The organism is Acinetobacter amyesii (assembly GCF_023499985.1).
Lineage (GTDB): Bacteria > Pseudomonadota > Gammaproteobacteria > Pseudomonadales > Moraxellaceae > Acinetobacter > Acinetobacter amyesii.
Genome location: NZ_JAMCOU010000025.1, coordinates 15647 through 37969 on the forward strand (window position 1 = coordinate 15647; position 22323 = coordinate 37969).

A 22323-nucleotide genomic window follows, 5' to 3' on the forward strand; every position below is an offset into this window, starting at 1 on the left:
ACCCGTTTAGCTCAGTCCTCAATGGGCTAATCTGGACAAGATTTTCACGGATGAAAATCTTGTCCAACCCTATCTATTTCAATAAAAACTACAAAAAAAAAGGAACTTAGTTTTCGTTCCTTTTTTATCAGGATTGAGTGCTATACGCTGCAATTATTGGAAGACTTTAAAACGAGCAGCATCATCCATATAACCTTTTTCTTTCGCTTCACCTTCCACTGAACCAAAAACCAATTGAGCACGAAGTTTCCAATGCGCAGGAATGTCCCATTCAGCATGCACTTGTTCATCCACAATTGGGTTGTAATGCTGTAGTGATGCGCCTAAACCTTCGGTATGCAATGCGGTCCAAGTCGCAAATTGGGCAATGGCAGTTGAATGTTCGGCCCAAAGCGGAAAGTTTTCTGCATAAGAAGGAAACTGTGATTGTAGGCCACTGACCACATCCAAATCTTCAAAGAACAGAACTGTACCTAAACCTGCTGCAAAACTTGCCATTTTAACCGTCGTCTTCGCAGCATTTTCTTCATCTTTCGCATAAGATTTTAATTTGTCAGCGACTAAGCCCCAAAATTTTTCGCTTTCAGCATTAAATAAAATAACAGCACGAGAAGATTGTGAGTTGAATGAAGATGGGCTTTGTTTAATCGCTGTTTGGATCAAATCAGTTAAATATTCTGTGCTTTGGCTTACATTGTCCCCAATAGCATAAATAGTGCGACGTTTGCGAATCAGGTCAATAAACTGATTTGACATATAAAATGGTCCTTTAAAATAAAATGTGCAGATGATTCAGAAACATTTGGAATGATAAGTATCGCGACTTTCCAAATGTTGGAATGCTTCTCTTGCTTGATGGGTCACTATGAAACAGTCACTTGTCGAAGTAAATCTGAAGTTCTGCTGTACATATAAAAAATCCTCCTAAGCGGAGGATTTTTCGACTAACTTTTTGACGTTTAGAATTTTGCTTCTAGCACATTCGCTGACACTTTGTTTTTCCAAAGCTCACGTAAAGTCGGTAGATAGAATTTTTCACCTAACTCAACCAACTCTGCATCAATCAAACCATGAACTTCGTGCATGAATAAATAATCAAGTTCAACAGTTTGTAATTTTGACTGTGCTTTTTTATATTCTTTGCGCTTTTGCTGTGCTTTTTTTACCAAGTTATCTGCATAAGCACGGTCTTTATATTGCGCAATAGCATTCAAACGCAGTTCGATTACGCCCCAACCACTGAGTAGTAATTTGAATTTTTCAAAATCTGCCGTTGTTGATTCCCAGCTCATTTCTTCTAGATTTTCATTTTCAGGCAAAACTGGTAGCAAAAGCTCCATAACACTTGGGAAAATCTTTTTAAAATTCAAAACAAATTTAACAGGATGCTCGCCCGGATAGTCTTTAAATTGAACGTTCTTTTGAACATCTGTCAAATAGATGGTGAGCATTGGGGGAAATCCTTAAATAAAACACTGTCTTGCAAATATTTATTCAAACAAATGTCAAATAGCAACGAAAACAGAAAAAGAAAGGCATTTTAACAAGTGTGCCAATGAATTCAAAGCCCAATCCAATGAATTACTCGCTTCATACTCCGGCCTTGCTGCATTTTGTTCGTTGCCCTATTTTTAATAAACAGTCCTGTTTATATACATACATTTCAAGATGACTATGATTCAAAAAAATATGTGTTAGCCAGTATTTAGCGATAAAAAATAATTAAAAAGTTATCCAATAAAAAGAGAGGCTGAGTTGAGTCAGCCTCTCAAATTATTTTCAAACACTCTAATTGAATGATCTCAAAACTATTTATTTGGTATTGGGTGAAACCATTTGCTCAGGACGAACCACTTCATCAAATTGCTCTGCAGTGACTAAACCGAGTTCTACCGCAACTTGCTTTAGAGTTTTTCCTTCTTTATATGCAGTTTTAGCAACTTTTGCAGCATTTTCATAACCAATTACAGGGTTGAGCGCCGTAACTAACATTAATGAATCATGTAAGAAATGGTCGATTTTTTCACGGTTTGGCTCAATGCCTACTGCACAGTGGTCATTAAAACTATTACATGCATCGCCGAGGAGTTGAATAGATTGCAATAAGTTAAAGGCAATAACAGGCATAAACACGTTTAATTCAAAGTTACCCGATGCCCCCGCAACATTAATAGTTGTATCATTTCCAAGTACTTGAGCAACCACCATTGTCATGGCTTCACTTTGAGTTGGATTGACCTTACCAGGCATGATGCTTGAGCCTGGTTCATTTTCTGGAATGCGTAGCTCACCAAAACCACAGCGTGGGCCACTGGCTAACCAGCGCACGTCATTGGCGATTTTATTTAAACTTACAGCAAGTGTTTTTAACGCCCCCGATGCAAATACAGCAGCATCACGTCCTGCAAGTGCTTCAAATTTATTGGGTGCAGTTACAAATGGCAAACCCGTTTGCTTCGCAAGTTCTGCTGCTGCTTTTACAGCATATTCAGGATGTGCGTTGAGACCTGTACCCACCGCTGTTCCGCCTAGTGGTAATTCATACAGCCCTTCTAAAGCTTGATTTAAACGCTTCAAACCATGATCGAGCTGTGAAACATAGCCACTAAACTCTTGGCCTAATGTTAAAGGCGTTGCATCCTGTAAATGTGTACGGCCAATTTTAACAATATCTTTAAATTCTTTAGATTTCGCTTCTAAGGTATTACGAAGTTTCGTTACAGCAGGAATTAAAAGCTCATTGATTTGTAGGCTTGCAGCCACATGAATTGCAGTTGGGAATGAATCGTTGGTCGATTGAGCACGATTGACATGATCATTGGGATGGACAGGTTTTTGTGAGCCCAACGGATTACCCAGTTTTTGATTGGCAATATTGGCAATTACCTCATTACAGTTCATGTTACTTTGCGTACCAGAACCAGTTTGCCAAACTACCAGTGGGAATTGTGCATCCCATTGACCTGAGATCACTTCTTCGGCTGCATTGACGATATAACCAGAAAGTTCCTGAGGGATTTGACCCAATGCTGCGTTAGTAATCGCTGCTGATTTTTTCACGAGACCCATTGCACGAATCATTGGACGTGGTAAACGTTCACCACCAATTTTAAAGTTTTGCAAACTACGCTGTGTTTGTGCACCCCACATCGCATCGCTAGGTACTTCAACATCGCCCATTGTGTCATGTTCAATACGTGTTTGCATAAATGACCTCATATCCTTATCTATAAAACTTGAACGTCTATGCAGAATTAAACTCTGCTGATAAATACAGTTTAGGTAACTTGCCTAGATTTGTAAATAATAACCATTATCAATTATAAGTGGTTTATTTGATAATCTTTATCGTGTTTTTATAAAGAAAATCATGCACGACGATTACATTTACCCAATACAAGACGAGTTAATTCCCTCTTAATGTTTGTTGATAGAAGCGCCATTCATCTTCTAGCATTTTCTTTAAATCTTGTTCAGGCTGCCAATCAAAAGTACTTTTCGCTTTCTGTGTACTTGCCCCAAGCTGGTCATATTCATGGCTTGGATAAAAAGTAGATTCGACCGTCTTAATCTCCGCCTGTGTCACTTCTGAAAGCGTATCTAATAGTTGCTGTATCGAAACCAACTCACCTGAAATATTAAAGGCCTCACAGGCAAACTGTTGCTGTGACAACCATTGCAAACATTGCCATACCGCCTTACAACAGTCGAGTACATGCAAGAAACTCCGTTCCACAGTACCATCTTCAGTTTTGGCTTGTTTGCGAAGTTCGATAAAGTCTCGTTGTAAAGCCCCGACTTGCATCGCAAGCGGCACAATATTTTTTGGCAATGGCGCAACAAACTCACCTAAAACTGCATGTTCGAATGCACCTGCGACGTTTCCTAAACGCAAAATCGCAATTTTCCACTCATTATCAGTACGTGCCGTATCCCGTATAATTTCTTCCACCATTTGTTGAGATTTCACATAGGGATTTGGATAGGTAAAATTGATTTCTGTGTCTTCTGTTAATTCTGCCGACGACTGTCCATATACCGCTAAACTTGATAAATGGATCAGTGTTCGTACACCTGTTCGCTGCATAGCACGCAGCAAACTCATGATACAACTGACATTATCATTATAATATTCAAGTGGTTTAAGGACGGATTCTTCCAATGACTTAAAGCCTGCCGTATGAATGACAGCATCGACGTTATATTGTTCAAATACTTTATTGAGTGCGGGAGTATTGCGAATATCGAGTTTGACAAAAGGGACATACATGCCTGAAATAAATTCAAGTCGTTCAAGTGTTTGTAAATTTGCATTGGATAAATTATCCACAATAATGACTTCTTGACCTTGAGCCATTAAACTCAAGACTATATGTGAGCCTATAAAGCCTAAACCACCAGTCACTAAAATCATTGTTTAGATACTCCTTATAGTTATCAAGCTTTTACAAATCTTTGGCATCATCTTGGTGTCGTCACCAACTATCTACAGATCTAAATTTTGAAACTTCGCCTCAGCATTTTTCATGAGCCGAATAATCTGCAAGAGCATTCTAGTTTTATCTTACTGCTTTAGAATTTTGACTGTGTTGCAGTTATGGATATTAACTGTATTTGATTTACGACAAATGACCTCGCTAGCGATCCAATTTGAAGACATCACAATTATTCGTGGCATTTGAGTGAACGCGTTTAGAAGAAGATATTTAAAAATAGTCGCACGGCAAACATATTACACAGCAACAAAATATTAGAGATGATCTTATCGAATGAGCAAATTGAATTGAGCAGTCTGACTATTTTTTTGAGGTATAGGATCTGGATGTGAATGCCAGATGAATCATCAGAAATATTCATCTGGCAAGATGTTGCCAATGTAACTGTAACAGCAGCAAAAGTTTGAAATCGCAAATATCTAAGGAACTTAATTTAGCGGATATAGCCTTTTTTGATCATGGCTGAGAATAGGAACTCGTAAACTTTTAAGATCAGGCTCACCAAATATGACCCATATTTTCGCCATAAAGACAGTCCAACAAAATTAAGCAAAACAGCAATGATCAACGCGCCTGCCATATCCATTGGATAATGCACACCCAAATAGACTCTCGACCACGCCACAAGAAAAGCGAAAGCTAGAAATACATAGCCGACAGCTTTTTGCTTTGAAAAAATATAAGAAAATGCAATCGTACTAAAAAACAGCATGTGATCACTCGGGAATGATCCATTCGGTGAATGTTCTATAATCGTGCGTCCAACGTCCAAGACAAAGGGTCTAGGATAGTAAAAGAAACTTGAAATCACTTGGCTGATAAGAAAAGCGACGATAGTAAACACAGTAGCTTTAACGATTTGTTTTTTGGTGTCAAAATTGCCTTTAAACCAAGCCAAAAACATCAAAAGAATCACGATATAAAATAGATCATTGGCTATAAATATGGCGAAAGAAATGGTGAAATCCAAAGCATTGTCCGAAGCATTGATTGAATTAAATAAACTTAAATTAAATTTCTCTATATTCATGAGTTGGTTTAAAAAATGAAAAGATCATAGCACTCTGTAAAATCAAAAATTGCGTTTTATTCATATAAAGATTTTTCAGTATGTAACCGCACAGTTTATTTATGAAAAGTGATGGCTTGAGGCTGAATCCAAAATAAACCCAAGGTATACCTATAGCTATATTTGAAGAAAAATTGGCAATGACTTCGCCGCCTAAATAAGCAAAACTGTGCAAATATTCAGATCATTGAGTAAATCATTGTATACTAGCTTTTTCTTCTGAACTCAGAACAAACTGTCGATCTAGACCGTTTATTCATTTAGTGAATTTCGATGAGTACTCTATTACTAATTACCTCCTCACCTACTTCGATATTGGCTTGGCATGCTTTAGGTCTTGCACAAGCGTTGAAGCAGAAAGGCGAAAACTTTCGGGTTTTTTTCTATCAAGATGGTGTAAATGTCGCAAATGCCCTGCAATGGGTGCCAGATGATCAGCGCAAACTCAGCAGTGAATGGCAAAAACTAGGCATTCGTTTACCTGTTTGCGTAAGTGCAGCGCTCGCACGTGGGATCACAGATCAGGAAAATGCACACCGTCACAATATTCAGCAACATAATCTAGCTGAGCATTTTGAACTTGTGGGCTTAGGTGAACTTGCCGATGCCGTACAAACTGCAGACCGTTTATTGCAATTCTAAGTATTTTGATTGCCGCGCATTTGTAGCATTGAAAAGGAAAATTACGTGAAATCTGTACTGGTTGTTTTAACCCATGCAAATCTTGCAAGCTTACAAGTACATGAAAGTCTTTCTGCGACCATGGTGCTTGCAACCTTCGGCTGTGACGTTAAAGTGTTGCTCAAAGATGCTGCGCTGAGCTTACTTCAAGCCGAACAAGAGTTTAGTCAACTCAAGCATGCATTTAAACTCGCATCCAACATGGTTGATAGCTTTGAATTTTATGATCTCACCCCGATTTATATTGAACAAAAAAATTCACAGCATCCATTTGTGATCAACAGTGAACAAGAGCTTGAGTTTGTTCAATTTAATACCGAATTAATTCAACAATTTGATCATGTGTTGTATTGGTAAAAGAGGAATGATGATGTCAAATTCTACGCTGTATTTAGTCCAAGCCAGCTATGCCAATACCCTACAGCACATCCAGCAGTTAGCCAGTTTAATCAACCCTGAAGATGCGATCATCTTGATGGGTGAAGCAGTCTTACATATTGCACATGAACAAATACAGCAATTTGGCACATGTTATGTACTCGAAAATGATGCTGAAATTTTAGGTAAAACTATGAATTATAGTCATATGAAAGTGATCGACTATGCCGCTTTTGCTGATCTATGCCTAAAATTTAAACGATGTATTTCACTCAAATAATTTGAGTAAAAGCGATCCATTTCTACAATCTTCTCTTTTGGAATGAATATGAATCTTGAATTAGACCAAGATGGCCATTTGGTGGATTACACTATTTGGAATGAAGCTGTTGCCCAAGAACTGGCTAAAAGTTTAGAGCTTGAGTTAAGCCCTTGGCATTTTGAAGTTTTACAAGCTGTACGACAGTTTTATCAACAGTTTGGGCACTCACCGGCAACTCGCCCACTCATTAAATTTTTAATGAAAACGGTGAGCGCTGATATTAATAATGCGGTGTTACAAGACAAATTTAATACGGGCTTGGTCGCTCGACATTTAAGCCGTTTAGCGGGCATCCCTAAACCTGCAAATTGTTTGTGATTTTAAAGCAATCTAAATACCGCTTAGGCTATTTTGACTAAATAGATGCAAATCAGCATCTTGAAGAAAGCCATAAAACAGCTTAGGCAGGTTTTAATTGGTTGAGAGCGATGTAATAGGCTTGGGTAAATATCGGTTTGACCTGTTTGGCTTGGATCGGCTCGGCACAACATGAGCACACTAAAACCGGTTTAAATTTTTGCCCACATGCCTGATGTACATATTCAACTGGAGATCCCAAGCCCTGATCCATATATTGATCGGCCCAATGGGTCATAGCTAAAAGGATTGGATACAAGTCTAAGCCTTTTTGCGTCAGTCGATATTCAAAACGTTCCTGACGCTCGACATAAGCAACTTTGGTTAAAATACCTTCTTCAACCAAACGCTTTAATCGGTCAGATAACACATGACGCGTCACACCGAGATTTTGTTGAAAGTCATCAAAACGTCGAATGCCCATAAATGCATTACGGATAATCAACATGGTCCAACGATCCCCTAGCACTGAAAGTGCACGAGCGATTGAACACGGTTGTTGACCAATATCATCCCATTTCATTTTATGAACCATCAAAAATAACGACCAACACCCAATTTAATTCATGCCTGTTGATTTTGCAAAATCCTTTTCAATAATCTTTGATGTACAAATCATAAATCCACCATCGTTTCAACGCATTCATTTTATCTGCTTGATCTGTAAATGAACTAAAAATGTATTTTGTCTTTATTGTCCTCAATTATTTCTAGCCATGCACGCGTTGCGGGACTCATGGCAACAGTGGTATTCCAGGCCATACTGAGTTTCCAGTCTAGGTTTGGATTTTCTAATTCAGCCATATGGTATTTTGCCGCATCAAGTTGTTCACAATAAATTTTAGGCAGGAGTGCAATCCCGACATTTGAATCTACCATTTTGGCGATGAAGTCCCACTGGCTACTTTTACACACTACATTGGGCTCAAATCCGACGTAATTTGCCGCCTGTATAATGATGTCATTGAGTGTGAAGGTATCGTCATACAATAAAAAGGATTCTTCTTTTAATTCAATCAACGAAACGTTTTTTCGCTTACGCCACTGTGAGTTTTTTTTAGATAATAAACATAAAGGTGACTCCATCACTGGAATACCACTTAACACCGGTTTCAAGTGACCCAAAATAATTCCCACATCGACCTGTTTTTTTAAAATAGCACTTTCAATACCCGTTGCCCCTACCTCAAAAAAGCTCAATTCAATATTCGGGTATTTTTTATGAAACAGCGCGATTAACTGACTAAACATCACCGATGCCAATGGCGGTAAACCTAGAGTCAATTTACCTTGTTTTAAGGCACGAACTTGGGTGACTGTATCAAGCATCCGTTGTTGTTCATTCAATATCACTAAAGCATGCTGATAAATCTGCTCTCCCATATAGGTGAGCTGCGCTTCCCTTTTACGCCCTGCTTCACCTTTATGAAATAAAGGCACGCCGATCTCATCTTCTAACTGACGAATTAATTTACTAATGGTCGGCTGAGTGACAAAAAGCGCTTCTGCTGCATGACTAAAACTCTGTTTTTGTACGATGGTCACAAAGACTTTTAGGCTTTTAATGTCCATTATTATTCCATTCAAGCATAATTAATAATTAATTATTCATAATTATACAGGTTATGCACTTTTAAAATAGCGTCATCTCCTATTCTGCTGTCGTCTCATGGATACGTTTCCACAATCTACTTCCAAATTTACCCAGTTTCTCAAGACCTTAGCGCAGCTAAGTTTATTGATATTGATCTGGTGGATTGGCTCTTGCATTCAATCATGGTTTAACTTGCCGATCTCTGCTGGCGTGATTGGTTTATTGCTCCTTTTAGCCGCATTGTTGAGTGGTTTATTTAAAATGCAGTGGGTCAAACAAGGCTCAGATTTTATTTTGGCTGAACTGGTTCTATTCTTTATCCCCTGTGTAGTTGGATTAATTAAATATCAAGATTTATTACTCAGCTCTGGCTGGCAGTTAATTTTAGCCGTGGTACTGGGTACCGTCTGTGTCATGGTGTTTACAGCATTTACGGTTTATTGGGGCTTTAAACTCGAGGCAAAACTTAAAGCGAAATACCAAACTTCGTCAGATCATAATGTCAACACAGCAGGTAAAACCTTATGAACGATTTTGGGTTGAACAGCATCTCTGTATTGTTTTTCGTCCTGACCCTTGTCGGTTATATTTTGGCGAAAAAGCTACATCGTAAGTTACCGTATATGGTTCTTTCCCCTGCACTATTCGTCCCGTTTGTGCTGATAATACTCATGCTTTGCTTTCATATTTCATATGACACCTATATGCAAGAAAGCCAATGGATTGTATGGATGCTCGGCCCTGCCACTGTGGCCTTTGCTATTCCCATCTATGAATATCGACAAATTATCCGTCAGCATGCGCTGAGCATTAGTTTGGGCATCGTGATTGGTATGTTAGCAGGGATTATTAGTGCTTTTTATTTGGCACAGTTGTTTCAATTTGACCAAGAAACGTCTTATAGCTTAATGGCACGTTCCATTTCTACGCCCTTTGCCATGGAACTTACCTCGAATATTGGAGGTTCAGTAGAATTGGTGATTCTATTTACCATGATTACTGGGATTGCCGGCGTGGCTATGGCTGACCTAGTTTTGGCTGGGCTTAAATTGCATTCACGCTTTGCACAAGGTGCGGCTCTTGGCAATGCTGCACACGGATTTGGTACAAGTAAAGCATTATCACGTCATAAAGAAGAAGGTGTTGCAGCCTGCTTGAGCATGGTACTTGCTGGAGTATTTATGGTATTGCTTGGGCCATCGCTTATTCATTTAGTCATTTATCTGTTGGGATAAAATAAAAAGCCCAGTGCAGTATCTGGGCTTTTTTTAAATCAGGAGTTAAGTCATTTCACTGTAAAAACTAAGCAATTACATAATGTAGTGCTATGACAAACGCTAAAAGACTCGACACCTCTGTGATTTCAATCGCAGCACCAATTGTATCTCCAGTCACACCACCTATACGCTGAATAAATTTCCATCGCAAATACAATAAAGTACAAATAAATGTAAGAATACTGACCACTCCAAGCCAGCTAAAATACAAACATGCACTTAGGCAGAGTATAAAAACCATGTATGCCGACTTGCGTCGAATAGTTTCTGCTATCGATGAGCCTAAGCCTTTTTCACGAACATACTGAGTTGTTAAAAACAAAAATAAAGGGGCTAAACGACCCAACATTGGAAATACAATCAATGCCAAATACATTTGCTGTTGTAGCAAAACATAAAGTGCCGACCATTTGAGTAAGCAAATCACGACGAGGCTCAACACACCGATCGGCCCACATGCAGGGTCTTTCATGATGTTAAGTGTACGCTCGGCATCACCAAAGCCACCGACCCATGCATCTGCCGTATCGGCTAAACCATCTAGATGTAATCCACCTGTGAGCCAAATCCAGACTACAAGCAAAATACTAGTGAGTAAGACGATCGGCAGGCTGTGAAATATAAAAGCAAGCAAGGCGAGAATGCCACCGATCAGCAATCCCACCGCAGGATAAAACAGTAAAGACTGTCCATTTTGCTGTTTCGATGGCATCGCTTTAAGTTGAATAGGGAAAGTCGTGAGAAACTGTAGAGCAATCCAAAAAGGTGTCATTCACTTTGCCCCAAAAGACGAATATTTGTACGATTTTGAACAATGAATGAATTTAATTGTCCCAATTCGGCAGTCATTTTTAATAAATCATCTAAATGACTTTGCTGTGCCATACATTTTAATAATTTAATCACGCCACCATGGGAAACCAATAAAACGCGGTGCCAATGATGCTGTTGAGCCTGCAAGACTAGCTCATCTAGACCGCTTAATATCCGTTGTTGAAATTGCTGAAGACTTTCTGCATTCGGCGGCGTAAATGTGCTTGGACTTTGCCAAAACTGTGCGAGTAACTCTGGGGTGTTTTCATAGATATGCTTGGTTGATACCGCTTCCCAGTCGCCAAAATGAATTTCTTGAAACTTCGCATTTTCAAACATTGGACATTTGAGTTGTTGAGACAAATCTAAAGCAAATAAACGGCAGCGCTGTAAGTCAGAAGTAATGATGACATCCCAGCTCGCTAAACCGTGTGTATGTATGACGTTCAATACATCATCTATGGTCTGCTGCATCTGCTGCCAACCTTTTTGCGTCAAAGCATCATCTGTAGAGCCACGTAAGGTATGGCTTAGTTCAGTCTCACCATGACGCAATATATCTAAACGGAAATGTTCCATTTAAACTTTTTCACCAATCACAGCAGCTTGTGCAAAAGTCGCCATGTTGTTATGTAAACGACATGCCAAACGAATTAAACCCAATGCCGCACCGGCACCGCTGCCTTCACCTAAACGTAAATTCAACTTTAAGAGTGGTTCAGCTTCAAGGGCTTGAAGTAAACGCTGGTGCCCATATTCAGCCGATTGATGACCAAAAAGCATCCATTCACGTACAGCAGGATTTAAACGAACAGCGACCAAGGCAGAAACCGTACTAATAAATCCATCCACGACCATTGCTAGCCCCAATTGCGCACAGCGAATGTATGCTCCAACCATCGCGGCAATTTCTAAGCCACCAACAGCACATAGGGCTTTAAAGACATCTTGGCCGACATAGGCCTGATGTAAAGCTAAAGCTTGATCAATCACTTGTTTCTTATGTGCCAATTGTTCAGCACGAATACCTGTACCAACACCTGTCAGTTTTTCGGCCGGCTCATTAAATAAAAAACATGCAACAGCAGAGGCCGAGCAGGTATTGCCAATGCCCATTTCCCCTGCGACATAAATTGACGCACCTGCAGCGATAGCATCTTCAACACTTTTACGGCCAAGATTCATCGCTTCAATACATTGTGATTCGCTCATCGCAACAGTTTTAGCAAAATTTGCTGTACCCGCTGCAATACAGTAGCGCTCTACCCCTGCATATTCATAAGCTTCGCCTACAGAGCCACAGTCAATCACTTGTAGTTTGGCTTGATACTCACGTGCAATGACACTAATACATGCACCACCGGTCGTGAAGTTTTGTAGCATTTGGCGTGTGACAACTTGTGGGTAGGCCGAAATATTTTCTTCCATCACGCCATGATCACCTGCAAAGATGGTAATCCATGGGAAATCGATATTGGGCTGATCTGTGTTTTGTAATGATGCAAGTTGCACCGCTACATTTTCAAGTTCTGAAAGCGAGCCCGTAGGTTTAGTTAGCTGTAACTGGTGATTTACCGCCTGTTGCTTAGCTTCGATACTCGGATTTTGACAGGGTTCTTGCCACCAGTTCATGCTTTATCTCCTTTTAAGATCATTGGAAAACCTGCAACACAAAACACCACATGGTCAGCAATTTGACCAATTTGTTGATGTAAGCGCCCAGATTCATCGACGAATTTTCGACTGATTTGCCCCATGGGAACAACGCCCAGTCCAGTTTCGTTACTGACTATAATAATGTCTGACTTTAATGTTGGCAGCACCTTAAGTAATTTTTGGCATTGATGCTGTTGAAAGTCTGCTTGTTCATGCAGCAATAAATTACTCATCCACAGCGTTAAACAATCGATAAGAATGGTTTGATGCGCTTGGTCTATTTCAAATAAGCGGTCGGCTAAATACAAAGGTTCTTCAATCAGGCCCCAATGCTCAGGACGGTCGGCTTGATGATGCTGAATTCGCTCCTGCATTTCCTCATCATAGGCTTGTGCTGTAGCCACATAGATGACGGCTTGAGCACTTTCTTTGGCTTTTTGTTCTGCAAGTCGGCTCTTACCTGAACGTGCCCCACCCAAAATGAAATGAATCATGACTGTGCCATCTCTATATTTTGTCTAAACTGATGTTGATAATAAGGACTCAACACCCCTTGTAATACTTGAGCCTGATAATGACCAAAAGTCAGCTGCTCGCTTTCAAAATCAAAGCTGTGCTGTTCAATTTGTTGGATTCTTTCAAAAATATCATCGCTATTCCATGCCTGTTTATACAAGCCCAATGTGATATGCGGACAATATTCGATTGGTGCAATTTCATTCGAACTTAAATTCAAAGCTTGACGTAGATGGTCTAACTTACGCTCTACATCCACAATTTCAATAAACAGCGCGCTTTGAAAGCTATTGATCTGACCTGTACATAACCGAATATTAGATAGCGATAACTGTCGAAGTTGTTGTTGGTGCAGTGCCAATTCATCTGCTGAGAAATTATCATTCCATCGTTGTTCAGAATGATCGAATAATTGGGTTTTATTCAGCTCTTGAAAAAAACCACAAATAAACACGGTAATATGAAATTGGCGCGTATTCGGCGTGTATAAAAGATCTGAAAACTGCGCTCGAAGTGCTGTAAGATATGCCAATAATTCAGGATCCTGTATTTCTATATACCACAAAGCATAGTGATGACGACCTTGATGCCAATCGGGATAATCCTGATTGAGCGTAGGTACGACTTGCGTTGAAGGTTTTAGAAACACAGATAAATCACTTTAAATTCAATCTGCTTTATTAAAGCATGAATCAAAACAGACTTTGCCCAATTTTGATTTAGTAATATTCAGTTAGAACTGAAATTCATTCATCTAAAGCTTCTTTGTAAGAAAAAAATGCCGAGTCATACTCAGCATTTTGATTCAATATATATTGCGCACAGATAAGCATTATATTTTAGGCAAATTTCGCAGTATCTTTCTGATCTTGCGTTACAGCATGGTTTTTCCAAGATGTAAACTGCTCTGTGGACTGATCAGAAAAATGCTGCAACTGTATCATTACATTGGCCTCAATCTGTTCAATACGTTCCAGTTGTTCAAGCTCGTTGGTCTTTTTCAGTTCTGAAAATTGCAACCGGATAAAGTTGATAGCCTGATCCATCGAACATTGATTAACACTCACGGCATACATCAAACCATAGACAATACCTTGCTGTAGGTGCGTTGTCTCCAGTCCATATTTCACATTGGTCGCCAACGAGCCCAACACTCGTTCATTAATTGCAAGTTTACGTAAAGGATCTCGTGCCACACGCGCACACGGATCTTTATACGCATGTTCACAAGAGTTTATAAAGCTTTCTGCCAGTCGTGTTAAATCAAAAGCACGATTTGGTAAGCGCAGTGCTAAACCAGCCTTCACCTCGTCAATGAGTTCATGCATAAATTGATCAACACGATGATCTGCAAGTGCCACACCTATGGTTTGATGATTGAACAGTGCAGATTGCCAAGCCAACATGGCATGTACGCCATTCCATAAGCGATTTTTGATTAGCTGAATATCTTCAATATGATCGACCAAAATCATTTGACGCATTTTTTCTAACAAAGGACTGTTATTTTCTACATAGATCGGCATGTCAGATTCTGCGTTAAATAAAATTAAATCCATGCTTTGCAATATATGACTTGGGTGGAAATTTCGGCGCATATCCTCAACATATAAAGTGGCTTGACGTTCCTGATCAGGATTTAATTTCGTCGCATCTTCTAAGTCTAATTGAGCATCCACTTCAACTTCATCTAATTGAAATTGTTTGAAGATATTATATTTTATACGGAGCTGACGATATAAGTTTTGGTCACTTAACTTAGATACCATGCGGTTGACCACGGTATCGCAAAAATAGTGTTGTTGCATGATTTTCTCTGCAACAACCGCTCCAGCAAGCTCAGTTAAAGCCTGTTTTAAATGTGACATTAATAATTGTTTTGCTCCGACTTTGTTCAAAATGATCAGCATCGTTAGAGGTTCGATGGCTTTCTCATCATGTGTAATATGTCGTGCATACAGGCCTTGTGCAATGGTTTTGGCCTCTTCTGCAATCGCTTTTTCAGGCAAACAGATGGCAACCAAACTTGACTCTGTGTACATCTCTTGCATCTGCTGAATATTTTCAGCATCAATGACTGCCATGTTTTCAATGCGTTCGTCATAAGACAATTGACCATAGCGAATACAATAGGTACCAAATGCATTGACCGCAGAGCGATATAAAGGGTTACGTGTCGAAGCATAGATTTTTTTCGGGCGAGTATAACCATCCCAATGCGACAAAATTTGTGCTAAATAACCACCACCAATCGCCCCAAAACCATGAATACCGACAGTGAGCTGATTAAGGGTTTGTGGAAAAGCCTCTTGCACATGCGGCATCTCTAAATGCGCAGTGAACGGGTCAAGTTCCGTCAAACAGTCATACATACATTCATAATAATATTTGGCTTTGGACAGCATGTTTTGATTGGGCGATTTAATATCTTTAAACAGTACGGTAATACCGCCAGCCTCAAAGGCCGAAGTCACACCATTTTCCGAGTCTTCAAACATCAAACAATCAGCAGGATTTAAATTCAGCTTTGCGGCAGCACGCATGAATATTTCAGGATGTGGCTTACCATTTTCAACTTCATCGCCACAGACTAAGACATCAAAGAACTTATACACATTGGCATTGATGAGATATTCTTCTGCGATTGCACGGCGACTCGATGTTGCCACGGCCATCCTCAGTCCTGACTTGCGTAAGCGTTCTAATACTTGAACCAAGCCTTTTTTGATCGGTACACCAAACTGACGAACATGCTCCAGTTCTAATTCATCTGCGCGTTTGCGAATATCTGCGTATGGAATGTTTTCATCATATTCGGCTTGGGCCAATCGATGCGCGCTTTGTGCACTTAGCCCCAAACAATTCATCAGATATGATTCGGAAAACTCAACACCGGTCAATTCAAGAGATGCCTGTTTCAATGTTTGAAACCGTAAACGTTCAGTATCAAACATTGTTCCATCCATATCAAAAATGGCGCCCAAAACCAAATCATTATTAAATTTAAGCATTTAACCTCCGTTATTTTTTATGTGAAAAGAATAACGGAGAAAACTATTGATTCAGTACTTTGAGAATTAATGAAACAATTGTGATTATTTTTTAATCAAATCGCTTGCTCTAAACATCTTTTTTGTAAGATCAATCACCGATCAAGTAACATCATGTAATCAAAACCCACTATTGTCAGGATAGTCCTATCTTCACACCGACCTATTGAAGTAAGTATACAAGTCTCTGCATATTTCACTCAGTTACTCGCTTCACGGTTTGAATTTTGGTTTGAAATAAAAAGAATACGATTAAACCAAGCATCACTAAAAATAAAAAATAATACGGAAATTCTTTGTGCCATTGATATAAACCCGTACTAATCAGTGGCCCAACAACAAAGCTCAAAGCCTGAGTGGCTGTACACCAACTTGCCACCTTGGTCTGTAACGCACTGGGCGCCGTTTGCGCTGCACCCGTTGTAAATGCAGGGATTAAACACGCAACCGATATACCATATAACAGGTACGTGGCTTGAAATATCCGTAATTCATTGGTGAAAACCGAAATCAGCAAGGCTACTGCCATGCTAAACAGCCCAACCCACAGTAAGCGATATACGGACCAATTTAAATACTTAGAAATCAGCGTTTGCATAATCACCAAAGCAATACCTACGACGAGAGAACATTCTGCAAAATGCACTGCGCCTTCTGCAGCAGTCATATTAAAGCGGTCTTGAATATAAAACCCGGCCGTTAAATTTACGGTCACGATGGCAAGATAGAGACTGAATCCCAACATTAACCATGGATAGCATTGCTGAATGCTCAAATCTGTAGATGGTGACTCATGCTTTTCTGTCACTGGCTTTTCAACGCTATGCTGTTCGGTATGTCGGTCAAAGCTGAACACCAAGACCACAGAAATCAACGCTAAAATAATGATTGCTGCCCAAAGCGGCGTCATGATTCCACCAAAGCCCAACAGTAAGGTTGTTAGAAATGGCCCTATGATTACGCCTGCACTGTTTAATGCACCGAATTTTGACATTGCTTGTGAACGCTGCTGCTCATTGCTAAATCGGGTCATCACATAAGTTTGTAAGGCAATCTGTGGCATCGCCATAAATACCCCAGTGGCTGCACGTGAAAGCATTAGTAAACTAAACAACAGCAACATCCCTATCTGCACAGAAAGGCCATACATCAACACTGCAGTAAATAGCCCCCATGTCACAGCCATGCCCACAAAACCGATACTCAAGAGTTGATAAATCGAAAACTTGGATTGATTTTTTGAAATGAAAATGGCACCGACAGCCATCAGCAGCGCACCGACGGAAACCATCGCACCGCCTTGTAGTTCAGAAAGTTTTAACTCACGAACCAATGGCGCCAACAGCGGCAATATCATCGAGAAACTTGCACCATTGGCAAGACTGGCAGCAATAAACAGTTTGTTATTTCGATCCATTATTTTTGTTATCCATTTTTAATGGCTACGTTATAAACAATAGAGGTGACTTAAGCCACCTCTATTTTGTAAGTCACGATACCGTGCTTTAAACCCGATTCAGGATTTAAATTAGTATTTCACCGTATAACTTAAACCGTAGGTACGACCTTGAGCAGCTAGGCTAGAAATTGGGCCATAGACAGTTTCAACCGACTGGCTGTATACCGACTTATAATCCGTATTCCACACGTTGTAGACACCAAAGCCCACATTACCCGGTCCTACTTTTGCATTGGCAATCACGTCCATCGTTGCAAAGCCTTTAATTGCCGCTGCTGGAGCAGATCCATATTTCACAGCGTCTTTTTGGGCTTTGTCTGTACCGCCAATCGCTAAAGCTTGAACACGCAGGCTCATGTCATTATCAAATTGCCATTCTGAAAATGCTGTTCCTTTTAAAGGTGCCACACGAATGGCATCTAATTCTTGCCAGTCACCTTGGGTATTTTTAAATTGGCCCGTGGTATATGCAACTGTGCCGCCAACCGTCCAATTCGGTTGAACTTCATAACTGGCATTGGCTTCGACACCATAGATACGTTCATCGGTATCAATAACATCAATGGTGTAATTCGGCGCACCGAATTTCAGGCTCTTGTCTGAGTCATTATAAAAAGCCGTCACACCGGCATTTAAACTATCGGCATTTTGTACACGCCAACCGAGCTCATAGTTATTGACTTTAATCGGGTCAATGGTTTGGCTATTAATCACAGAATTTGCTGGCACATCACGCAGCATACGTTGCACATCGGGCAAGTTTGAACCTTGTGAGAAATTGGCAAACACTTGCTGTGCATCTGTTAAGTGATACACCGCGCCAACATTAAACAGCGTTGCATCATGTTTTACTTTGCCGCCATTCAGTGTTTTCGCCACATAGCCTGGGGTTAAATCTGCGGTGATGGCTTCCATATAAGGCACAGATGAATCGACATCGCTTTCTACACGTTCATGGCGAATGCCAGCTTGTAAGCCAAGTTGGTCGGTTAATTCATATTGCGCTTGGGCAAATACGCCAAGTTTTTCTGTTTCAACATCTGGGCCAAAGGCATAGTAGTTAAACGGCTGATAACTCAAACCATTACTTTGAATAAAGGTTGCGCTGTCATACATTTGGATATTTTGTTGATCTTTTTCATTTTCATAGTCCACACCATAGGTTAAACCCAGTTCACGACCATTTAAGTTAAGATCTTTTTGTAGAGCAACACGCGCGCCTAAAACATCGATATCGGTTTCTGACTGATACACCAAGAAGAGTTCAGGGGCCATTTGACGTGCAGATGGGAACCACCGTGCCTTTTCATTTCGATAATAGGTTTCAGCATTTAGACGGTGGCCTAAAATATCTTGATTTTCATATTGTGCGTTGACGCTATAACGTTCAGTTTGTGGTTGTTCAGCAAGTTGTAAGCCCTTTACTGCATTTAATGACAACGGCAGCTTGCCACCCACGGGCTGTGAGCGCAGCGCATTTAAATTTGGACCATAGTCTGGACCATAGTCACTATCTTGCTCATCATTATAATATTGCGCACCGAAACTCAGCGTTTGACCATCGGCAATTTTCCAACTGACACGACCATTTAGATCTAAGGTGTCGGTATCTTGACGGTCTGTTTGCGCAATCTCAGGCCCAATACGATTGCCATGGCTATCTTGTATTTCACCACGTTTGGTATAGCTAGCACCTAAAGTTCCGCGTAAATTGCCTTGATTAAAGTTCATGGTTTGAGCAGCTTCATAAGCTAACGCATCGGACTTAAAATTATTACCAGAAGTGACACCGACTTTTGTTTCAAAACTCAGCGGCTCAGATCCACCTCGTTTGGTGATGATATTGATAATACCGCCTGTCGCACCTGAACCATAAATACTACTTGCACCTGAGACCACTTCAATTCGTTCAATCATCGACGGGCTAATACTCGCCAGTTGTCGAGATCCATCACGATATCCCGTTTGCGGCACACCATCGATCATGTATTGCACCACACGTCCACGCATGGTCATCCCATAGTTAGACGTTGTACCACTCGATGGAGTCAGTGATGGCACCAATAAACCGACAATATCGGCTGTGCTTTTACCTGCATTGGCTTGTTTTTCAATTTCTTCTTTAGGAATGCTGTACACCGTACCCGCAATATCGGCAATGCTTTTCGCAGAACGGGTTGCCGTCACAACAATCGGTGCCATTTTAGTGGCTTCTGCAGTTTGTGTTTCAACTGCTGTATTTTGTGCAGTGTCTGTCGTGACGTCTTGCGCATAAAGCTGAGTGCAAATTGCTAAGCTGAGACAAGTCAGTTGCATCGGTAGAGCTAAACGTTTCATATTCTTTTCCATTTCTTAGAGTTCCGATTGAGTCGGAAGAGTTTGAGTTTTTAAATTTTGTGTTTTTAAAACAATGCGTTGACTAAGTAAGACACTGATTACTGAGCCGATTGCCAATACCAAGTAAAAATGTCCATAGCCTAATGATTTTGCGAGAAAACCTGAAAATGCGCCGCCAATGAAGTACACAAGCAATTCAAAGCAAACTAATATAGTGAAATCGGTACCCGCCTGTTCTTTAGAACTGGTCTGCATGAAATAAGCATAGAGTGATGTCATGGCGATATAACGAATGGCTAGCATCAACACGACAAATACACCTAAAAGCAGATGCCATTGATTCAACCATCCCAATACAACGGCTGCCCCAATGACGGCATATAGCAATGTACGTAACCATCCTGCCCAGACCAACAATTGCGTCGCTTTGATTTTTTTCAGCAATACAGCTGCACTAACAGCTGCAATCAGGCCGACACCGGCACCGACCACAGACATCAACACCCCAATCTGAGACAGTGACCATTTTTGATCGATCAACATGGGATTGAGCATCGCCATTGCGGGTGCTTCAACCACGCGATAACAAACAATGAGTAGCAAGGCCCAACGAATCTCTGGTCGTTTAAACGCTTGTCGTAAGCTTGGTTTGGCTTTGGCAATTTGAGTTTGAGGCTTTTCTTGAATAAAAAACACCGCAAACATGGTTAAAAATGTCAGCAGCGCTAAAGTTGTGAGCGCTGACTGCCAACCCCAATATTGGTAAATCCATAAAGTCGCAGCGCCACCGAGCATACTACCGACGGCCACCCCAATACTTTGTGCCATACTGCCCAGACGGTAATTGCCTTCGGTAAATTTCTCTACCGTATAACCATCAATCGCAATATCTTGCGTTGCCGCAAACGTTGAAATCCATAAACCAACAATGACAAATAAAGTCAGCCCATAAGAAAACTGCGTAAAGGCTAAAACCAGTACCCCCAGTACCAATGCGATTTGCGTAAACAACAACCATGTTTTACGTTTACCGAGTTTTTTGACATAGAGCTGATCGATCCAAGGCGCCCAAAAAAACTTGAATGCCCATGGAATGTAAAGCAGCGATAACATGCCAATCCAGCGTAAATCTACCCCTTGATGTCGTAAAATAGCAGGCAAAGCCACATTGTAAAAATACAAAGGCAATGCATGTGCTAAGTACAAAATGATCACGACGCTCAAACTCAGGACTGAAATTTGAGATGGTGAAATTGCATGATTTAATTTTCTTGAGTGTTGTTGCATATCCACCTCTGCACTGCCCATTGCAGCGCATCAGACTGTTCTAATGAAACGTAATAAGGCACACGCCACGCTGCATGCAGCGCGGGTGTATTTAAACGTTTGAAGTCATCTGGATCTTGCGCAATACGCACCAGACCCAAACAATATTGAAAAAAGAGATGTTTAAACTTCTTGTACCAAACGGCCTGTATTTGCCGATATTCTTCAGGAAATGTCGTTCCCTCAGCCGTTTGCATTACCAAAACAAAGGGCTGACTTTTCAGAAAAAAGCGCTCAACTTGAGTCAACCATTGTTCAAACTCTTCCACTGAAACATGCGCTGAAAAGCGCATGTCCAGTATGTGCATGTGGGTGCAGCGATAACTCATGACACCGCCTTAGCTAGTTGCTGATGCTGAAATGCCTTGGAGTCGTTTAAGTAATGACCGAATTTTGCATAAAAAGTTTCTCTAAAGCAGTAATACAACATGGCAGTCTTTTCAGGCATTGGGATTAGGCGCTGCGCTTCATAGCACATGTCTTCAACCACAACGGCATAAGGCTTCACACTATGATCAGGTTCTCCCACAATCTTGGCTGATGCGGCATTTTCGAAGATATAAAAACTCAATAAACGCATGACGGGACGTAAATAGCCTTTACCAAAAACGGACTTTTCACCAAATAACAAATGCCAACCTAGATCCAGCTCGTCACCGTCGTAGTACAAACCTAAACGATCCCGTTTTCCCTCGTAAATCTCTGTGTAGCCCACATCTTTACCGTTTACCCCTACAATCAAAATTCGGTGATGATCATCTGCCAGCATTTTTTCGTAATACACTTTTAGTTCAGTTTCTGACTTATTGAGCTGCCATTGTGGAATCACATGCGGTTCATGCATCCATTTATGAACCAAAGCCATATCTTCTGGATATTGCATTTGTCGTAAGTAGTATTGCGTCTCATTCTCATGGTATTCATAAAAATCAGGTAGTTGTCGTGATAACGTTGTCATGATGTCGTCCTTTAAATTTGTTTAATCTTTTCTG

24 protein-coding genes are annotated in these 22323 nt (G+C 40.5%); 6 read left to right on the forward strand and 18 right to left on the reverse strand.

Features of this window, described 5'->3' with window-relative positions; all coding sequences use genetic code 11:
• Positions 1–153: 153 nt before the first annotated feature.
• The 5 genes from M5F03_RS06255 to M5F03_RS06275 form a co-directional block, all read right to left on the reverse strand.
• Positions 154–756: a nitroreductase family protein gene (locus tag M5F03_RS06255; protein WP_249707497.1), complete on the reverse strand. Its 603-nt coding sequence runs from the start codon at positions 754–756 to the stop codon at positions 154–156.
• Between the two features lie 203 nt (positions 757–959).
• On the reverse strand, positions 960–1451 hold the full coding sequence (locus M5F03_RS06260; protein WP_111884342.1) for a hypothetical protein: 492 nt from the start codon (positions 1449–1451) through the stop codon (positions 960–962).
• A 361-nt stretch (positions 1452–1812) separates the two neighbouring features.
• Positions 1813–3207, reverse strand: coding sequence for a class II fumarate hydratase (gene fumC, locus M5F03_RS06265; protein ID WP_180110934.1), 1395 nt, complete (start codon positions 3205–3207; stop codon positions 1813–1815).
• Between the two features lie 199 nt (positions 3208–3406).
• A complete protein-coding gene (locus M5F03_RS06270) occupies positions 3407–4414 on the reverse strand; it encodes an SDR family NAD(P)-dependent oxidoreductase (RefSeq protein WP_249707499.1) in 1008 nt (335 codons plus the stop codon).
• 515 nt (positions 4415–4929) lie between these two features.
• Positions 4930–5526: a phosphatase PAP2 family protein gene (locus tag M5F03_RS06275; protein WP_249707501.1), complete on the reverse strand. Its 597-nt coding sequence runs from the start codon at positions 5524–5526 to the stop codon at positions 4930–4932.
• A 312-nt stretch (positions 5527–5838) separates the two neighbouring features.
• On the opposite strand from M5F03_RS06275, the gene tusD reads away from it, so the two are divergent.
• Genes tusD through M5F03_RS06295 form a run of 4 tightly spaced genes read left to right on the forward strand, consistent with a single transcriptional unit; the run spans position 5839 to position 7264 of the window.
• The gene (gene tusD / locus M5F03_RS06280) at positions 5839–6207 is read left to right on the forward strand and encodes a sulfurtransferase complex subunit TusD (RefSeq protein WP_180127681.1); all 369 of its coding nucleotides are present in this window, start codon (positions 5839–5841) and stop codon (positions 6205–6207) included.
• Between the two features lie 45 nt (positions 6208–6252).
• Positions 6253–6603, forward strand: a complete 351-nt coding sequence (locus M5F03_RS06285) for a hypothetical protein (protein ID WP_078193833.1) — start codon at positions 6253–6255, stop codon at positions 6601–6603.
• Positions 6604–6616: 13 nt separating this feature from the next.
• Complete coding sequence (locus M5F03_RS06290) at positions 6617–6904, forward strand: DsrH/TusB family sulfur metabolism protein (protein ID WP_180127683.1); 288 nt, start codon at positions 6617–6619, stop codon at positions 6902–6904.
• A 48-nt stretch (positions 6905–6952) separates the two neighbouring features.
• Complete coding sequence (locus M5F03_RS06295) at positions 6953–7264, forward strand: TusE/DsrC/DsvC family sulfur relay protein (RefSeq protein WP_111884335.1); 312 nt, start codon at positions 6953–6955, stop codon at positions 7262–7264.
• Positions 7265–7346: 82 nt separating this feature from the next.
• Here the strand turns inward: M5F03_RS06295 and M5F03_RS06300 are convergent, their stop codons facing one another.
• A complete protein-coding gene (locus M5F03_RS06300) occupies positions 7347–7826 on the reverse strand; it encodes a winged helix-turn-helix transcriptional regulator (RefSeq protein ID WP_078191046.1) in 480 nt (159 codons plus the stop codon).
• A 149-nt stretch (positions 7827–7975) separates the two neighbouring features.
• Positions 7976–8875, reverse strand: coding sequence for a LysR family transcriptional regulator (locus M5F03_RS06305; protein WP_249707503.1), 900 nt, complete (start codon positions 8873–8875; stop codon positions 7976–7978).
• A gap of 97 nt (positions 8876–8972) precedes the next feature.
• Between M5F03_RS06305 and M5F03_RS06310 the strand changes: the two genes are divergently transcribed.
• Complete coding sequence (locus tag M5F03_RS06310) at positions 8973–9425, forward strand: CidA/LrgA family protein (RefSeq protein WP_168378650.1); 453 nt, start codon at positions 8973–8975, stop codon at positions 9423–9425.
• Positions 9422–10132: an LrgB family protein gene (locus M5F03_RS06315; RefSeq protein WP_180078902.1), complete on the forward strand. Its 711-nt coding sequence runs from the start codon at positions 9422–9424 to the stop codon at positions 10130–10132. The genes M5F03_RS06310 and M5F03_RS06315 overlap by 4 nt, the downstream gene beginning before the upstream one ends.
• A gap of 67 nt (positions 10133–10199) precedes the next feature.
• Here M5F03_RS06315 and M5F03_RS06320 read toward each other — a convergent pair whose 3' ends face one another.
• From M5F03_RS06320 to M5F03_RS06370, 11 genes are all read right to left on the reverse strand, one after another.
• The gene (locus M5F03_RS06320; protein WP_249707505.1) at positions 10200–10946 is read right to left on the reverse strand and encodes an adenosylcobinamide-GDP ribazoletransferase; all 747 of its coding nucleotides are present in this window, start codon (positions 10944–10946) and stop codon (positions 10200–10202) included.
• Positions 10943–11566: a histidine phosphatase family protein gene (locus M5F03_RS06325; RefSeq protein WP_249707507.1), complete on the reverse strand. Its 624-nt coding sequence runs from the start codon at positions 11564–11566 to the stop codon at positions 10943–10945. The genes M5F03_RS06320 and M5F03_RS06325 overlap by 4 nt, the downstream gene beginning before the upstream one ends.
• Positions 11567–12619, reverse strand: coding sequence for a nicotinate-nucleotide--dimethylbenzimidazole phosphoribosyltransferase (gene cobT / locus M5F03_RS06330; protein WP_249707509.1), 1053 nt, complete (start codon positions 12617–12619; stop codon positions 11567–11569).
• The gene (gene cobU, locus M5F03_RS06335) at positions 12616–13137 is read right to left on the reverse strand and encodes a bifunctional adenosylcobinamide kinase/adenosylcobinamide-phosphate guanylyltransferase (RefSeq protein ID WP_249707511.1); all 522 of its coding nucleotides are present in this window, start codon (positions 13135–13137) and stop codon (positions 12616–12618) included. The genes cobT and cobU overlap by 4 nt, the downstream gene beginning before the upstream one ends.
• Positions 13134–13808 (reverse strand): 2'-5' RNA ligase family protein, encoded by a 675-nt coding sequence (locus M5F03_RS06340; protein WP_233945348.1) that lies wholly within the window; start codon positions 13806–13808, stop codon positions 13134–13136. Before M5F03_RS06340 ends, cobU begins: the two co-directional genes overlap by 4 nt.
• 190 nt (positions 13809–13998) lie before the next feature.
• On the reverse strand, positions 13999–16170 hold the full coding sequence (gene mtlD, locus M5F03_RS06345; RefSeq protein ID WP_249707516.1) for a bifunctional mannitol-1-phosphate dehydrogenase/phosphatase: 2172 nt from the start codon (positions 16168–16170) through the stop codon (positions 13999–14001).
• Between the two features lie 235 nt (positions 16171–16405).
• On the reverse strand, positions 16406–17626 hold the full coding sequence (locus M5F03_RS06350) for an MFS transporter (RefSeq protein WP_249707518.1): 1221 nt from the start codon (positions 17624–17626) through the stop codon (positions 16406–16408).
• Positions 17627–17737: 111 nt separating this feature from the next.
• Positions 17738–20005, reverse strand: coding sequence for a TonB-dependent receptor (locus tag M5F03_RS06355; protein WP_249707520.1), 2268 nt, complete (start codon positions 20003–20005; stop codon positions 17738–17740).
• A gap of 15 nt (positions 20006–20020) precedes the next feature.
• A complete protein-coding gene (locus M5F03_RS06360; RefSeq protein WP_249707571.1) occupies positions 20021–21292 on the reverse strand; it encodes an MFS transporter in 1272 nt (423 codons plus the stop codon).
• Complete coding sequence (locus M5F03_RS06365) at positions 21268–21660, reverse strand: hypothetical protein (protein WP_078190999.1); 393 nt, start codon at positions 21658–21660, stop codon at positions 21268–21270. Before M5F03_RS06365 ends, M5F03_RS06360 begins: the two co-directional genes overlap by 25 nt.
• Complete coding sequence (locus M5F03_RS06370) at positions 21657–22289, reverse strand: GNAT family N-acetyltransferase (RefSeq protein ID WP_180078913.1); 633 nt, start codon at positions 22287–22289, stop codon at positions 21657–21659. Before M5F03_RS06370 ends, M5F03_RS06365 begins: the two co-directional genes overlap by 4 nt.
• Positions 22290–22323 lie beyond the last annotated feature (34 nt).

What these genes read in the sequence shown, in the direction of transcription:
- M5F03_RS06255 (WP_249707497.1), bottom strand. Translation starts at nt 756, where the DNA reads ATGTCAAATCAGTTTATTGACCTGATTCGCAAACGTCGCACTATTTAT.
- M5F03_RS06260 (WP_111884342.1), bottom strand. Translation starts at nt 1,451, where the DNA reads ATGCTCACCATCTATTTGACAGATGTTCAAAAGAACGTTCAATTTAAA.
- fumC (WP_180110934.1), bottom strand. Translation starts at nt 3,207, where the DNA reads ATGCAAACACGTATTGAACATGACACAATGGGCGATGTTGAAGTACCT.
- M5F03_RS06270 (WP_249707499.1), bottom strand. Translation starts at nt 4,414, where the DNA reads ATGATTTTAGTGACTGGTGGTTTAGGCTTTATAGGCTCACATATAGTC.
- M5F03_RS06275 (WP_249707501.1), bottom strand. Translation starts at nt 5,526, where the DNA reads ATGAATATAGAGAAATTTAATTTAAGTTTATTTAATTCAATCAATGCT.
- tusD (WP_180127681.1), top strand. Translation starts at nt 5,839, where the DNA reads ATGAGTACTCTATTACTAATTACCTCCTCACCTACTTCGATATTGGCT.
- M5F03_RS06290 (WP_180127683.1), top strand. Translation starts at nt 6,617, where the DNA reads ATGTCAAATTCTACGCTGTATTTAGTCCAAGCCAGCTATGCCAATACC.
- M5F03_RS06295 (WP_111884335.1), top strand. Translation starts at nt 6,953, where the DNA reads ATGAATCTTGAATTAGACCAAGATGGCCATTTGGTGGATTACACTATT.
- M5F03_RS06300 (WP_078191046.1), bottom strand. Translation starts at nt 7,826, where the DNA reads ATGAAATGGGATGATATTGGTCAACAACCGTGTTCAATCGCTCGTGCA.
- M5F03_RS06305 (WP_249707503.1), bottom strand. Translation starts at nt 8,875, where the DNA reads ATGGACATTAAAAGCCTAAAAGTCTTTGTGACCATCGTACAAAAACAG.
- M5F03_RS06310 (WP_168378650.1), top strand. Translation starts at nt 8,973, where the DNA reads ATGGATACGTTTCCACAATCTACTTCCAAATTTACCCAGTTTCTCAAG.
- M5F03_RS06315 (WP_180078902.1), top strand. Translation starts at nt 9,422, where the DNA reads ATGAACGATTTTGGGTTGAACAGCATCTCTGTATTGTTTTTCGTCCTG.
- M5F03_RS06320 (WP_249707505.1), bottom strand. Translation starts at nt 10,946, where the DNA reads ATGACACCTTTTTGGATTGCTCTACAGTTTCTCACGACTTTCCCTATT.
- M5F03_RS06325 (WP_249707507.1), bottom strand. Translation starts at nt 11,566, where the DNA reads ATGGAACATTTCCGTTTAGATATATTGCGTCATGGTGAGACTGAACTA.
- cobT (WP_249707509.1), bottom strand. Translation starts at nt 12,619, where the DNA reads ATGAACTGGTGGCAAGAACCCTGTCAAAATCCGAGTATCGAAGCTAAG.
- cobU (WP_249707511.1), bottom strand. Translation starts at nt 13,137, where the DNA reads ATGATTCATTTCATTTTGGGTGGGGCACGTTCAGGTAAGAGCCGACTT.
- mtlD (WP_249707516.1), bottom strand. Translation starts at nt 16,170, where the DNA reads ATGCTTAAATTTAATAATGATTTGGTTTTGGGCGCCATTTTTGATATG.
- M5F03_RS06350 (WP_249707518.1), bottom strand. Translation starts at nt 17,626, where the DNA reads ATGGATCGAAATAACAAACTGTTTATTGCTGCCAGTCTTGCCAATGGT.
- M5F03_RS06355 (WP_249707520.1), bottom strand. Translation starts at nt 20,005, where the DNA reads ATGAAACGTTTAGCTCTACCGATGCAACTGACTTGTCTCAGCTTAGCA.
- M5F03_RS06360 (WP_249707571.1), bottom strand. Translation starts at nt 21,292, where the DNA reads ATGCAACAACACTCAAGAAAATTAAATCATGCAATTTCACCATCTCAA.
- M5F03_RS06365 (WP_078190999.1), bottom strand. Translation starts at nt 21,660, where the DNA reads ATGAGTTATCGCTGCACCCACATGCACATACTGGACATGCGCTTTTCA.
- M5F03_RS06370 (WP_180078913.1), bottom strand. Translation starts at nt 22,289, where the DNA reads ATGACAACGTTATCACGACAACTACCTGATTTTTATGAATACCATGAG.